Below are 13,280 nucleotides of genomic sequence, written 5' to 3'. Positions count from 1 at the left end.
ATGTGTTGAAGATCACCGCCAGGTGTTATTCATAATATTTAATGGAAAAGGGGAGTATTGGATGAGCAAAAGATGGGTTAAATGGGTGACCATGCCCTTGGCAGCAAGCTTGCTGCTAGCAGGATGTGAAAGCTCCACTCAGCCTGCGGCAGGAGGGGACACGGCTTCTACGACATCTCCATCTACAGTCAGCAGCGGTAAGCCCGCAACTTGGATTGCAGACCGAACCATTAAAGGACTACTGTTTATTGACAGCGATGACATAACGAAAGATATCAACCCGGAGATTGCTAAAAAAGTGAAGGATATGACAGGGATTACGCTGCAAATGGAGGGTGTAAATTCGCAGCATGCGATTGATGGACTCATTGCTGGGCTGGCTTCCAATGATTTGCCGGACTTCATCGTCTATTATCTGAACAACAGCGGCCGCCCGGAAATGCCCGTCATTTTGAAAGCTGCCAAAGAAGACATGTTAACCGATCTAACTCCTCTTATAAAAGGAACCAAGGTGTTCAGCAAGTACCTGGATGATAAGTATTTACCGCTGGATACGAAAAACGGTGTAATGTTCCGGCCGGAATTTAACGGCTCCAGCTATTTTGTCCATATGAACGTCCCAAGAGAGGGCGGCTACGAAGAGCGCAAGTATGTTTCCGGCCCTTACATCCGTAAAGACATTGCCGAGAAGCTGAACGTTGATCCACGGAAGATTAACACAACCGATCAAGTGTATGAGCTCGCTCAAAAGATCAAAGAAGGCAACTTCAAGGATAAAAACGGTAAAGATATCACGCCGATTGGTCCTCGCTACTGGGGGAACAGCAACCATGAGAACGGCACGCTATTCAGCAGTTTAACCTGGGGGGCCATTGATCAAGGCTTCGACAAGGATAAGGACGGCAAAATTGTTCATGAAAGCAAAACGGAATATCCGCTCAAGCGCATTGAGTTTGTTCAGAAGCTTTTGAAGGAAAAATTGATGGTGCCGGATTACTACGCCATGCAGGAAAACAAAGCAACGGAAGGAGCCATTAACGGGTCATTCGGTATTATCGGCGATATGCATAACTATCTGGAGTTCAATAAAGATATGAGCTACATCCCGTTAGGGCCTATTAATTCTGTAGATGGGACATACCGGATGAACGTTGATTACAAGAGCGGGTACATGGCCTGGTCGATTCCAAAAACGACGAAAAATCCACAAGACGTCGTCAAATTTGCGGATTTCCTGGCCAGCCGTGAAGGGAAGCTGATCTGGCAGTACGGTCTGGAAGGGCGGGATTATACGCTGGATGCCAAAGGCAATCCTTTGGTCAAAAAAGAAGTGCTGGAGCTTCGCAACAAAGATCCGAAGGCGGCCAAAGAATTGGGCTTTGACGGCGTAGGCAATGGCTGGGGTGGTTATCTCGGCAGTACGGATATCAACAGGCTGGGTGATTTCGGCGAAATGCAGTATGCAGATGCGGTCTCTCCGGAAGCTAATGAGACACCGCTGAAAATTGCCGACTACTGGGGCTACGATGAGAAAAAGAAAAACGCCAATATCAACGATGGTTATCGCCCGCTCTCCTTCATTAACGAGCTTCCAACGGGCAATGAGTTGAAGACGGCTTTAACCAACTATAATGAAAGCATCATTCGTGCATTTTACGCCAAAAGCATGGATGAAGCGCAGAAAATTCTAGATGCTTCGAAAAAGCAGCTGCAGGCAGCGGGCTTGGATCAATTCGAAGCGCTGCTTCAGAAAAAAGACAGCGATCCTAAAACGAAAGTTATTCTCAAATAGTCCAAAGCTGAGTTGGGAGGGAGGCGCTCCTGCAGGAATAGCGGGAGCGCACTTCTAGTATGGGGAGAGATTAACGTGGGAAATGAATTCTATAAGCTCTCGGCAGGCGAGAAAATATTTAAGTTCGTTAATTATGCCCTGATTATTCTCCTGTGCTTGTCCATCGTGCTTCCATTTCTGAATATATTGGCGCTTTCCTTTAACGCCGGTAAGGATGCGGAAAGAGGGGGGATCTATTTCTGGCCCCGCGTATGGACGCTGGAAAATTACCGTGAAGTGTTTACATCGGCTAATATCGGCAGAGCCTTTGCCATTTCTATATTTCGTACGGCTTTGGGGACGATTGCCGGCGTATTTCTATCCGCTATGGCTGCGTATACGCTGAAAAGCAAGACGATGCCGGGCGTCCGCTTTTTTACGCTGATGGTTTTCTTTACCATGCTGTTCTCCGGCGGCATTATTCCTTATTACATGCTGCTCAAAAGCTTGCATTTGACGAACACCATCTGGGTCTATGTTCTTCCGGGCCTGTACAGCGCGTGGAATTTGATCATCATGCGCACGTTTTTCCAGCAGATCAGCATCAGTCTGGAAGAGTCGGCGAAACTGGATGGCTGCAGCGATTTCGGCATTTTCATGCGGATCATCATGCCTTTAAGTAAGCCTGTGCTGGCCACAATCTCCTTGTTTACGGCGGTGAGTCATTGGAATGACTGGTTCACGGGTGCTTTTTATGTCAGAACCGCATCACTGAGACCGTTATCCACCTTGCTGCAGGAGATGTTGACCAAACAGGATGCCATTCGGGAGTCCCTGATGCAGGCGGCAGGCTCGTCCCAGTTTCAAATGCTCGAAAGGATACAGCTAACTGGTGATTCTCTGAAGATGGCGACAATTATTGTCGTTGTGGCGCCCATTATTGCGGCGTATCCATTTATACAGAAATATTTTGCAAAGGGAGCCATGATCGGATCGGTCAAAGAATAAACGGCTTGCAGCCGAATAATTGATGATCTTCGCCATGCCCAATGTGTGATAAAATGTATAAATATGGTTCTGACTATTAACAGAGAAAACTGTTCATGTTGCGAAGTAAGGAAGGATGATAATCATGGCGCCCAAAATCAAAGATGTAGCCCAAAAAGCGGGAGTATCCGTCACCACGGTCTCCAGAGTATTAAACGGAGAGAAGTACGTGAAGGACGATCTGAAGGCCAAAGTGAAACGAGCGATTGACGAGCTTGGTTATGCGCCCAGCCATATCGCGAGAAGTTTGGTGCGGAAGAAAACGAACCTGATTGGCGTGATTGTTCCCGATCTAACCTCAAGCTTCTATTCGACGATCTTGAGCAGCATCGAGGAAACGGCGAGTTTGAATGATTACAACCTGCTGGTCTGCAACATTATTGAGGATACGGATAAAGAACTGAAATATTTGAATGTCTTTCATGAGATGCGGGTAGACGGCATCATTATTATGCATGAAAAGTTAAGCGATGAAATTCGTAATTTTATTCATAAATTGGATATTCCCATCATTTTTTCAAGTGTAAGGCCTGTCGATCATAAGTTTATTTCTGTCATTATCGATGATTACGAAGCAGCCTATGATGCGACCAAGTATTTAACCGAGCTCGGCCACGAGCGGATCGCTTTTATAGGCGGGGATATGCGAGACGTTACCTCCGGTCAGAATCGTTACGTAGGTTATCGGAATGCCTTGAAGGATCAACGGGTGAGAATCATCAACGATTATATCCGGTTTGGCGACTATAAGACGCAAAGCGGATATGACATGATGAAGGAACTGCTGGCCTGTGAACCTCGTCCGACCGCTTTATTTGCAGTGAGTGACGATATGGCGGTAGGCGCTATGAACTGTATTCATGACCATCAGCTTAAAGTCCCTGACGATATATCGATTATCGGATTTGACGGAAGCCAACTGACAGAACTCGTACGACCGCGGTTGTCCTCGATGGAGCAGCCCATTCAGGAGATGGGGAAAATTACGGTAAATACGATGATTGACATCATCTCGAATCCGTCCTCCAGTCCGCGGGAAGATTTGATACTGAAACACAAGCTCGTCGTTCGCGATAGCTGTAAGGTATATCCAAAAGAGAGATAGGCAGAGAACAGAGCGGAAGAGGGAGAGCGGCGTGAAGAAGTTTGATGCGGTAGTCATCGGCGATGTCAATATTGATCTCGTGGTAGTGGGCTGTAATCAAATCCCTCAACCTGGACAAGAAATTTTCGTAGATAACATGATGATGCATGTGGGCGGAGGTGCGGCTTTATTTACGATTGCGTTAGCCAAGCTGGGGCTGCATGTCGCATTTGACGGTGTTCTTGGAAATGATGGCTACGGTCATTATATCCGGGAACGTTTTGCCGGATATGGTATCGATACCAGTATGGTCCGAACTAGCGGAACAAGTCGGACAGGAATCACGATTGCGATTAATCCAGAGCTGGATCGTTCATTCATTACCTATGTGGGATCCAATGCTGAGCTGCATGTAGAGGAGTTGGATGTAGGGCAAATCGCGTTAGGCAGACATGTGCATGTTACCGGCTACAGAGGGCGGCGCAACCATACGGAATTCGTGGCCATGGCTAAGCGATTGAAGGAAGCGGGGGCTACCCTTTCTTGCGATGTAGGTTGGGATGATACCGGAGAATGGTATTCGGGTGTTTTTGAGTTGATGCAGCATGTGGATGTTTTTCTGATGAACGAAACGGAGGCCCTTCATTATACAGGATTTGAGCGGATCGAGGATAGCTTAAGCTACATGTCGGGCTTCAGTCCTCATGTCGTCATCAAGCTTGGACCGCAAGGAGCGGCAGCGATGAAAGACGGCTTGCAAACGATGAGCCCCGGATTCCCGGTTGAAGCCGTCGATACGACAGGAGCAGGGGATTCGTTTAACGCCGGCTATATCTATGGTTTTTTGACGGGGCTGGATGTGGAGACATGCCTGCTGTACGGCAATGTATGCGGAGCATTGTCAGTTGGAGCTTACGGCGGCAGTACAGGAACGCCAGACCGTGAAGGGCTGGAAGCTTTTATCAGGCAAAACAAAAACAGCTGAGGAGGATACTGCATGCAGACTATGCACATACAAGGTGTAGACAAAGCCATTTCCCGCTTGATCATGGGGACTGGGGATTTGAGGAAGCTGGAGGAACCGCAGCGGATGATGCTGGATGCTTATATCCGCGCAGGCGGCAATACCTTTGATACGGCTCATCAATATCGGAATAAAGAAGTTATTCTCGGCCAGTGGCTGGAGGAAAAGCAGCTGCGGGAGAAGGTTGTCATACTCACCAAAGGTGCTCATCATGACGACGGCAGCCCCGGTCCGCGGGTGAACCCGCAGGCCATCCGCAAGGATCTGCTGGAGAGTTTGGACAGATTAGGGACAGATTATGTCGACTTGTATGCCCTCCATCGCGATGATCCTGATACAGCGGTAGGTCCGATCATGGAAGAATTGAATGAGCACATTCAGGCATCACGCATCCGGGCTATCGGAGCTTCAAACTGGTCCTTTGGGCGTATTCAGCAAGCGAATGAATATGCTGCTTCCCATGGGTTAATCGGTTTTACATTTAGCAGTCCGAATCTAAGCCTTGCTAAACCGAAAGAGCCCAGATGGGAGGGCTGTGTATCGGCTGATGCAGACACCTGTGCATGGCATGGGGGCAATCAACTGCCGCTCCTTGCGTGGTCTTCGCAGGCAGGAGGTTTTTTCTCCGGCCATTTTACGCCCGATAATCAAGAAAATCTTGAAATGGTCAGGGTTTACTATAGTGATGACAATTGGGAGCGATACCGTCGTGCGGCCAAGCTTGCCGCGGAAAAAAACGTCAGCCCGATTCAAATTGCGTTAGCCTATGTGCTGAATCAGCCTTTTCCGACTTGTGCGATCATCGGTCCGAGAAATCCTGAAGAACTGCAATCATCAATAGAAGCCATGCATATTCCGTTTACGCCGGAGGAGCTTGCGTGGTTAAACCTGGAACGGGAGGAAGCTGCGAAATGATTAGACAGAAGCTGGCAGCCCAGTTGTATACGTTAAGAAACGAACTTAAACAGGATTATCCGGGCGTGTTAAGAGAGTTGAAAAAGATGGGATGGGCAGCCGTCCAAATCGACGGATTGCATGGGTATCCGGCCGCGGACATTGCGGCTGTGATGAAGGAAACCGGCCTGCGCACGGCAGGCATGCATGTCGGCTTAGAGCGGATGAAACACGAACTTGAGGCTGTATTGGAGGAAGCCAAGTTATTCGATACGCGGGATTTCATCTGCCATTCCTTGCCCAATGGCCTGCAGAATCCGGAAGGCTACCTCAGCGTGCGCAACGATTTGCATCAAGTTGCCTCACAGGTAAGCGGCTTAGGCTATCGGGTCGGTTACCACAATCATGACTTTGAATTTCATACGACGATGGATGGAAAGTTTGCCCTCGAATATCTGCTCGAAGACCCGGCTGTTTATCCGGAAATCGATACGTATTGGGTCCAAAAAGCAGGTCAGGACCCGTTGTCTTTCATCAGCAACTACGCGTTTCGTATGCCGATTCTTCATTTGAAGGATATGACCTCTGACGGAAGGCAATATTTTGCCGAGATCGGCACAGGCATCATCGATTTTGCGCCTATTTTAGCATGGGGATTGCAAAATGGCGTTGAATGGTTCGCCGTCGAGCAGGATTATTGCCCAGGTAATCCAATGGATAGCTTGGCGATCAGCTTAGCCAACTTGTTGGAGCTGGAGAAGAAATTGGTTTAGGCCCTGTAGTTCCCTTGGACTCAAACAAATAAGGACTGTCCCCCAAAGAAAGTCTATTTCTTTGGGGGACAGTCCTTATTAATTTCCGCCAGAAGCAGCTTGCTGCTCGTTTTTCTGCTGCTTATGCGCCTGCGCGTCGATGACCTTGCCGCCGCTTTTGTCGCTCACGGCCGCGATCTGCATCGCGCTGCTGCCTTGGAAAATCCCGCCCTCCTGAACGATGAAGGAGCGGACATCGATGTTGCCCACCAGCACGCCGGAGCTGGTGACGAGCAGCTTGCCTTTGGTGTGGATGTTGCCTTTCACTTTGCCGGCAATGATGACGTCGCGCGCTTGGATGTTGGATTGGACGACAGCATTTTCGCCAATGGTAATATCGCCTGCGCATTCAATGTCGCCATGCAGCTGGCCTTCAATACGAAGGCTGGCTTCGGACATGATTTTTCCTTCGCAGATCGTACTTGCCCCGATTAACGTGTCCGTTGTTTTCGTATCAATGCGCTTCGATTTTGAGCTTCCAAGCATTAGCGTTCATCCTTTCTATTGCTTATTAAATAAGGGGTGGGGTCAATGGGGACACGGTTTTTCTGTACCTCGTAATGCAGATGAGAGCCCGTGCTTCGTCCTGTGGAACCAAGCAGGCCGATCAGTTGACCTTTAGTTACTGATTCTCCGCGTTTCACGAGTATTTTATTCAGATGCATGTAACCGGTTTGAATGCCACGCGAATGATCGACAATAATACGGTTGCCGTACTCATTGTCGAAGCTGGCTTCGATCACTTTGCCTGAAGCCGTTGCATAAACGGGATCGCCTAACTCGCCGTCAAGATCAAGGCCCGTATGCATGGATGGCTTGCCTGTGAAGGGGTCTTTGCGGATGCCGAAGCCGGAAGTAAGACTATGCGTGGTGATGGGCCAGAGGGTTGGCGTGATGCTCCGTAAATAATCGGCTTCCTTCAATCGCGCTTCCGACTCGCTGAGATTAACAAGCAGTGCGTTGATATCCCCGACCAAGGAGGAGAGCCCCTGTTTGGTATTGCTCACAAGCTGAGTCACTTCCTGTGAAGTGACCGGGACCTCGTTGCCTCCAACATCCGAGTTGGCAGCGGAGTCACTTAATGCGGACAACTTTTTGCTTGTCCTGTTTGGTTCTTCTGATTCGCTCATTAACTGTATGACATGATCCAGTTTCTTAATTTCTTCGAGCTTGCTCTTAAACTCATCTGCTTGCTGGGATAAGTCAATCAAATTAGCTTGAAGCTGCTCAAGTTCATTATCTTTAAGTGTAATTTGATTAACTAGTTGGCGTTCTTGTCCATCGAACGTTCGCTGCAAGTTTTCTTTCGTTTGATGGGAGTAGGTATTCATAAAGTAAATCGTGACAAAAAAACCAATCAGCACGAGCAGGATCACGCTAGGCACAATATACAAGCTACTGTGCGGCAGCTTAAATCTTACGGTACGGCGGTTGGCGCCCGGAATGATCATGAAGGTTAATTCTTTTTTACCCCATATGAATCTCAACCGATCCTCTTCCTTTCCGTAATAAAAGTCCACCCTCCTTGATTGGATTGTATTCGTAAAACAGAAGAGTCATGCCTAATTTATTCATTTGCAAGAATTAGCCAATGAAATGCCTGATGCGGGACATACTAAATTTGGGTATATATTTGGGTGTAGGCAGCAGGTCCAAGTACTCAACTTTTCTAGGGGAAATTACGTCTATAGGGAAGAGTGGCGCAGTACAAGAATTATAAGGAGTGAGTAGGATGTTAAAAAAATATGTACCTGTATTGGCTTTAGCTGTTATGACGCTTGCCGGATGCGAGTCGTCCGGAACGACGAACGGAACTGTGAGCGTGTCCGATGCACCTCAGTCGACAGCGGCTGCAAGTTCACAACCAACGGTAGCACCGACCGCACAACCAACGGGTCAAACGACAACTCCCTCTGGCACGCCCGTCTCCGGAACCAGTGATAAACCATCAAAAGTAGCGATGACGGGGGTGACGGCTGTTCGCTTGGCGGATGCCAAATCCGGCTGGATTGGCGGTAACGGGTGGATTGCTCATACGGATGACAGCGGCGCAAAGTGGCAGATTCAATATGAGGGCAAAGGTGAAGTCAAACAATTGTTTGCTTTGAATGGGAAAGAAGCTTGGGCGAGTGTCGGGACGGGAGGCAGCTTGCTGAGCACCAAGGATGGAGGCCAACATTGGACATCTGTCGGTCAAATGCCGAACGCCGCATTCTTTCATTTTGTATCGAAGGGGGAAGCGTTCAGCGGCAATGCTCACACCGTGGATGGCGGCGTAAAATGGACGAATATGCCTGTGCCTGAAGGTATTACAGGAGATGCTTATTTCCATGATGCCAGTAATGGTTGGGCCGTCAAGCAAGGAAAAGACACAGTGGAAGTGATGAGAACCCAGGATGGGGGAAAAACTTGGAACAACGTGATGTCCCGCAAAAGTGCCGCCGGCCTCACTGGCACTGTGATTCGTTCCGCCGGAGCGAACGACGCTTGGATTGAGCTGATCGGCGAGTCAGGGATGACCCAAACTTCGTATTCCTTGTTCCACACGAAGGACGGCGGGAAGACCTGGCAGACGGTGCTCGCGAACAGCACCGCTGGAGGCGGGCCGGCGCCCGGCATCCCTGCAGGTGATACCGCAGGGCCGAAGAACACGGGCTCGAAGCCCGGGCCGCTCTACGTCGTAAGTCCCGACGTAGCCTTCATGGGCGGCCAATGCCCGAGCTGCGACAAGCCGAACTCCGTCGGATGGACGAAGGACGGCGGCAAAACCTGGGTGAACGGCAAAGAGACGTTCACCGGCTACGGCGAGCTTCTGCTGGGCATGGCAGATGCGAATCAAGGCTGGCTGATCACGAATGACCATGAGCAGCCAAGCGTGATGTACACCACCGGCACAGGTGGTGTGAACTGGAAGAAGGCGCACACCTTCGATGCGCCGAAATAACCAAAAGCCTTACCGGAAGCTGATAGCTAACGGTAAGGCTTTTTCACATCCATGAAATTCCAATCAGTACGACCCCCTAACCACGGAGATGGTGGTAGAATGGTATGTAGAGAATTGCTATATCTGCACATACACAGGAGGTCAGACATGCTAGCCCCTAAATATACGATTTCTACGCTAGTCATCGCACTTGCCGTATTGATTGGTTTTACGGTGAAAAATCCGGAGAACATGGCGCTGAATGCGGCTTTGACGAATACGAACGATCATCAAACCATACCAACGGAACCGGCACAACCAGCACAATCAGCCGAGTCGGCGACGCTGGAACCAACCCCCTCGGCAACACCTATAATAAAAAGTACCATAGAGGCAGCGCCTTCCACGTCATCCCCGGCTCGGACAACGAAGCCAATAGCGAAACCTTCAGCGACGCCAAAAGCAGCAGCCCCAAGCTTATCGCCACCTGCGACCCAGCCTGGTGAAGCAGAAACTCCCACTGCAGCGGCACCAGCTATAACGATAGAATCGCAAGAAAATCTGGCACCGCAGGCAAGCCCGACACCAACTGTGGTCATTGCTGCGACGCCTTCTATAAAGCCTGCGATCGAACCAATTCGAGAAGGAGATGACCCCGTTCCAGGTGTGAAGAAGGTGAATCTCGCCTCCGCCGAAATTGTGAAAATCAAAGAACAATACGAACAAAAGGCGGCTTCCGATAGCAAGGATGAAATGTGGAAACGTAAAGCCGACCTTCTCATTATCAAAGGAATGAGCTTTCTTGGTACCCCTTACGTACTCGGAGCGAAGGGAGGTCAAACCGATGCATTCGACTGTTCTTCCTTTCTCCAATATCTGTTTGCGACCCAAGAGGTAAGCTTGCCTCGTGATACAGGTCAGCAAAGTGAACGAGGGACCGAGGTGTCCATGAACGAATTGCGCGAGGGCGATCTCGTGTTTTTCACGACGCCCAAACGAAAAAACAAAGAAGGTACCGAACAAATCGGCCATGTGGCGGTCTATATGGGCAATGGACTTATCCTGCATACCTTCCGCTCCGGCATCGGCGTAACGATCTCGGAGCTGGATGCCGTTTGGAAAGAGCGCTTTGTTAAGGCCAAGCGTGTGCTGTCTTAATGAATTTTCGCGGGGATGGCCTTGTTATAGCCCAGAAGCTCCGAGACGGTGATTAACTTGTATCCCCTGTTTTTTAATTCGGGCAAAATAATCTTCAAGGCGGCGATGGTTTGCGTCGGGCCTTCAATATAGTCATGAAAAAGAACGATGTTCCCATTTTTCGCATTTTTCAGCACCGTGTTCACAATGCGATTAACCCCCGGTGTATCCCAATCCTTTGTATCCAATTGCCAGCTCCACATGATCATTTTGTAGCCCTCATCTTTGACAACGGACACAAGACGTTCGTTGTAGAAGCCCCCAGGCGGACGAAACAATTGTGATCGCTGCCCTGTTTTTCCAACAATCAGATCCTCCGTCGTATTCAGTTCTTTCTTGATATTGGTGTTCCGCCCGATGTAGGCATGGCTGTATGTATGATTAGCAATCTCATGACCTTCTCGAGCTGTTTGTTCCAGCACATCGGGATAAAGCTGAATTTTGTTGCCGACAACGAAAAAGGTTGCCTTCGCGTCATACTGCTTAAGCAGTTCCAGAACTTGCGCCGTATACTTGGGATGCGGACCGTCATCGAAAGTAAGGGCAATTACCTTCTCATCCGTATTCACTTCCCAGACAATTTCTCCACGGTTTTCATAGTAGCTGCGGTCTTTTTTAGGGGCGGCGCTGGCTGCTAATGGCTGCATCAAAAACAAGCAAATACACAAAGCTGCAATGATTCTCATGATGTCTCCTTCGTTGATTTGGTACAAGTAGCGTTTCCAATTCTCCTGAAAGGAATTCAAGATTTTGGTGGTTCATTTCCGTTTCCATTGCCATTGCCGTTTCCGTTCCCGCCTGTCGGTCCATTCCCATTGAAAAAGGTCGTCGTAAGCGCCTTTATTTTTTCCATAAATTTACCATATCCGTAACCGGTCAAAAAAGCGATAGAAATGCGTGCGGACATGGAATCGTCGACCTGCAGCAGCATGATGCCGCTCTCGAACAGGACGATGGTGATGATCGCACAACCGAAACAGAGGATAGGCCGCATGAAGTACCAGTACATCCACTGTGAAGTCAGGTCGTGATAATGTTCGTGGAACATCCTAAGGCCGTATAAGGCTCCACCCAATGCGCCGGCAAAGCCAAAACAGGCATATTCATGATACAGGCTTACGTCAATGCCTAACAGCTTCCCATGAACGGACCCGCTGCCGAGTACGGCCATCATCCAGAGACTGCCGATGAACCATGCGAGCAAATAAACAAAGATAGCCTGCTTGCCGAATCGTTTCAAGGGGTCCAAAAAAAATCACCGCCCTATACATGGTTAATACCATTGTATGAGCGGTGTTGTTGTTGATGCCTGCCGATAGGGGCGTTGATCGGATAACTTTAAATACTGAATGATCGCTCTGGAGCAATCCTGGGCGCCGAATTTCTGATGCTTGCGGATCGTGATGCGGCGTTTCGAAAGCTCGGGATACTGCTCCAGCAACAGCTTGAACCAGTGATCGACCATTTCGAGCGATGTAATCATTTGACCGTAACCCTGATCCTGAAAATATTGGCAATTCATTTCTTCCTGTCCTGGAATAGGGCTGTAGAACAGCATCGGAATGCCTTTGGCCATAGCTTCGGTACAGGTCATCCCACCAGGTTTGGTGATCAATAGATCCGAAATGTCCATTAGTTTATTAATCTCATTGGTGTACCCGATCAGATGGATATTGGGCTGCCGGAAAATCTCTTCCTCTAACAGCTGCTGGCGCGCTTTCTCGTTCGTCCCGAGACAGATGAGAAGCTGTATCTCCTTGCTCCAACTGGCTAAATACGTTAACAACTCTTCTTTTTCTTCCTTCTTAAACACACCCCAACCGCCGCCCATCACCATCACCGTAGGCATAGCGTTAAGCCCGAACTGCTTGCGGGTCTGCACTTTGCTATGCTCTAGATGGAAGTCAGGATGGACAGGGATGCCCGTAACTTCGATGTTCGTCTCCGGTACGCCGCGGGCGATGAGACGCTCTTGCACCTTCGGCGTCGATACCAGGTACTTGTCTACCGCAGAATCAATCCAAGCGCCGTGCACATCGTAATCGGTGATCACGGTGAACAGAGGCACCGTAAGCCCGGCCCGTTTCAAACGTGAAACGATCGCGCTTGGAAAGGGGTGCGTACACACGATAATATCCGGCTTGAGCTGTTTGATAATCGCTTTGGTTTGGGAATAAAACATCCGGTGCAGGAAGAGTCCTGCAAAGCGGCCTAATGACTTTTCATATTGATTGCGGTAAAGCATACCATAGAGTTTGGGTTGTGAAGTAACCGTGCGGCGGTATGCCGAGAAGATCCAAGGTGCAAGGGTAGGGTGCAAAAATGCGCCGAGCTCAAGAACGCGTGTAATAATTTCCGATGAGTTTTGTCTCAGCTCAACGGAAAGTGCGTGTGCAGCTTGTGTATGACCTTTCCCGAAGCCCTCAGATAAGAGCAAAATCCGTTTTTTTCGCAAGGAACTCACCTTTCTTTGACAACCATATCAATCTTATTCGTAGATTAGACGTAATTTGCGGGGAAATCCCTGC

Annotated in this window: 13 protein-coding genes; 8 read left to right on the top strand and 5 right to left on the bottom strand. The window is 49.1% G+C overall.

The window, feature by feature from the left end:
- Nucleotides 1-61: 61 nt before the first annotated feature.
- The 6 genes from PCH02S_RS13110 to PCH02S_RS13085 all read left to right on the top strand — a co-directional run bounded on the left by PCH02S_RS13110 (nucleotide 62) and on the right by PCH02S_RS13085 (nucleotide 6,593).
- Complete coding sequence (locus PCH02S_RS13110) at nucleotides 62-1,792, top strand: extracellular solute-binding protein (protein ID WP_127453626.1); 1,731 nt, start codon at nucleotides 62-64, stop codon at nucleotides 1,790-1,792.
- 75 nt (nucleotides 1,793-1,867) lie between these two features.
- A complete protein-coding gene (locus PCH02S_RS13105) occupies nucleotides 1,868-2,779 on the top strand; it encodes a carbohydrate ABC transporter permease (protein ID WP_127453624.1) in 912 nt (303 codons plus the stop codon).
- Nucleotides 2,780-2,903: 124 nt separating this feature from the next.
- The gene (locus PCH02S_RS13100) at nucleotides 2,904-3,923 is read left to right on the top strand and encodes a LacI family DNA-binding transcriptional regulator (RefSeq protein ID WP_127453622.1); all 1,020 of its coding nucleotides are present in this window, start codon (nucleotides 2,904-2,906) and stop codon (nucleotides 3,921-3,923) included.
- Nucleotides 3,924-3,954: 31 nt separating this feature from the next.
- Nucleotides 3,955-4,887: a carbohydrate kinase family protein gene (locus PCH02S_RS13095; protein ID WP_127453620.1), complete on the top strand. Its 933-nt coding sequence runs from the start codon at nucleotides 3,955-3,957 to the stop codon at nucleotides 4,885-4,887.
- Between the two features lie 12 nt (nucleotides 4,888-4,899).
- The gene (locus PCH02S_RS13090; RefSeq protein ID WP_127453618.1) at nucleotides 4,900-5,841 is read left to right on the top strand and encodes an aldo/keto reductase; all 942 of its coding nucleotides are present in this window, start codon (nucleotides 4,900-4,902) and stop codon (nucleotides 5,839-5,841) included.
- Nucleotides 5,838-6,593 (top strand): sugar phosphate isomerase/epimerase family protein, encoded by a 756-nt coding sequence (locus tag PCH02S_RS13085; RefSeq protein ID WP_246069067.1) that lies wholly within the window; start codon nucleotides 5,838-5,840, stop codon nucleotides 6,591-6,593. The genes PCH02S_RS13090 and PCH02S_RS13085 overlap by 4 nt, the downstream gene beginning before the upstream one ends.
- Nucleotides 6,594-6,671: 78 nt before the next feature.
- Here the strand turns inward: PCH02S_RS13085 and PCH02S_RS13080 are convergent, their stop codons facing one another.
- Together PCH02S_RS13080 and PCH02S_RS13075 are read right to left on the bottom strand one after the other, a co-directional pair.
- A complete protein-coding gene (locus PCH02S_RS13080) occupies nucleotides 6,672-7,118 on the bottom strand; it encodes a bactofilin family protein (protein ID WP_127453616.1) in 447 nt (148 codons plus the stop codon).
- Nucleotides 7,118-8,119, bottom strand: coding sequence for a M23 family metallopeptidase (locus PCH02S_RS13075; protein ID WP_246069066.1), 1,002 nt, complete (start codon nucleotides 8,117-8,119; stop codon nucleotides 7,118-7,120). Before PCH02S_RS13075 ends, PCH02S_RS13080 begins: the two co-directional genes overlap by 1 nt.
- 245 nt (nucleotides 8,120-8,364) lie before the next feature.
- Between PCH02S_RS13075 and PCH02S_RS13070 the strand changes: the two genes are divergently transcribed.
- Both PCH02S_RS13070 and PCH02S_RS13065 read left to right on the top strand, forming a co-directional pair.
- Nucleotides 8,365-9,576, top strand: coding sequence for a YCF48-related protein (locus tag PCH02S_RS13070; RefSeq protein ID WP_127453614.1), 1,212 nt, complete (start codon nucleotides 8,365-8,367; stop codon nucleotides 9,574-9,576).
- Between the two features lie 147 nt (nucleotides 9,577-9,723).
- Nucleotides 9,724-10,713: a C40 family peptidase gene (locus PCH02S_RS13065; RefSeq protein WP_164819547.1), complete on the top strand. Its 990-nt coding sequence runs from the start codon at nucleotides 9,724-9,726 to the stop codon at nucleotides 10,711-10,713.
- Here PCH02S_RS13065 and PCH02S_RS13060 read toward each other — a convergent pair.
- The 3 genes from PCH02S_RS13060 to PCH02S_RS13050 are packed head-to-tail and all read right to left on the bottom strand — an operon-like array spanning nucleotide 10,710 to nucleotide 13,207.
- Nucleotides 10,710-11,438: a polysaccharide deacetylase family protein gene (locus PCH02S_RS13060; RefSeq protein WP_164819546.1), complete on the bottom strand. Its 729-nt coding sequence runs from the start codon at nucleotides 11,436-11,438 to the stop codon at nucleotides 10,710-10,712. The genes PCH02S_RS13065 and PCH02S_RS13060 overlap by 4 nt on opposite strands.
- Before the next feature lie 56 nt (nucleotides 11,439-11,494).
- Nucleotides 11,495-12,001: a hypothetical protein gene (locus tag PCH02S_RS13055; protein ID WP_127453610.1), complete on the bottom strand. Its 507-nt coding sequence runs from the start codon at nucleotides 11,999-12,001 to the stop codon at nucleotides 11,495-11,497.
- 24 nt (nucleotides 12,002-12,025) lie between these two features.
- Nucleotides 12,026-13,207: an MGDG synthase family glycosyltransferase gene (locus tag PCH02S_RS13050; protein ID WP_127453609.1), complete on the bottom strand. Its 1,182-nt coding sequence runs from the start codon at nucleotides 13,205-13,207 to the stop codon at nucleotides 12,026-12,028.
- Nucleotides 13,208-13,280 lie beyond the last annotated feature (73 nt).

The sequence above is a fragment of the Paenibacillus chondroitinus NBRC 15376 genome (genome assembly GCF_004000765.1).
Taxonomy (GTDB): Bacteria; Bacillota; Bacilli; order Paenibacillales; family NBRC-103111; genus Paenibacillus_E; species Paenibacillus_E chondroitinus.
Note: the sequence above shows the minus strand (reverse complement) of the source record. Positions and strands in the feature narration are given on the sequence as shown.

What these genes read in the sequence shown, in the direction of transcription:
- PCH02S_RS13065 (WP_164819547.1), top strand. Translation starts at nt 9,724, where the DNA reads ATGCTAGCCCCTAAATATACGATTTCTACGCTAGTCATCGCACTTGCC.
- PCH02S_RS13085 (WP_246069067.1), top strand. Translation starts at nt 5,838, where the DNA reads ATGATTAGACAGAAGCTGGCAGCCCAGTTGTATACGTTAAGAAACGAA.
- PCH02S_RS13060 (WP_164819546.1), bottom strand. Translation starts at nt 11,438, where the DNA reads ATGAGAATCATTGCAGCTTTGTGTATTTGCTTGTTTTTGATGCAGCCA.
- PCH02S_RS13090 (WP_127453618.1), top strand. Translation starts at nt 4,900, where the DNA reads ATGCAGACTATGCACATACAAGGTGTAGACAAAGCCATTTCCCGCTTG.
- PCH02S_RS13110 (WP_127453626.1), top strand. Translation starts at nt 62, where the DNA reads ATGAGCAAAAGATGGGTTAAATGGGTGACCATGCCCTTGGCAGCAAGC.
- PCH02S_RS13070 (WP_127453614.1), top strand. Translation starts at nt 8,365, where the DNA reads ATGTTAAAAAAATATGTACCTGTATTGGCTTTAGCTGTTATGACGCTT.
- PCH02S_RS13080 (WP_127453616.1), bottom strand. Translation starts at nt 7,118, where the DNA reads ATGCTTGGAAGCTCAAAATCGAAGCGCATTGATACGAAAACAACGGAC.
- PCH02S_RS13100 (WP_127453622.1), top strand. Translation starts at nt 2,904, where the DNA reads ATGGCGCCCAAAATCAAAGATGTAGCCCAAAAAGCGGGAGTATCCGTC.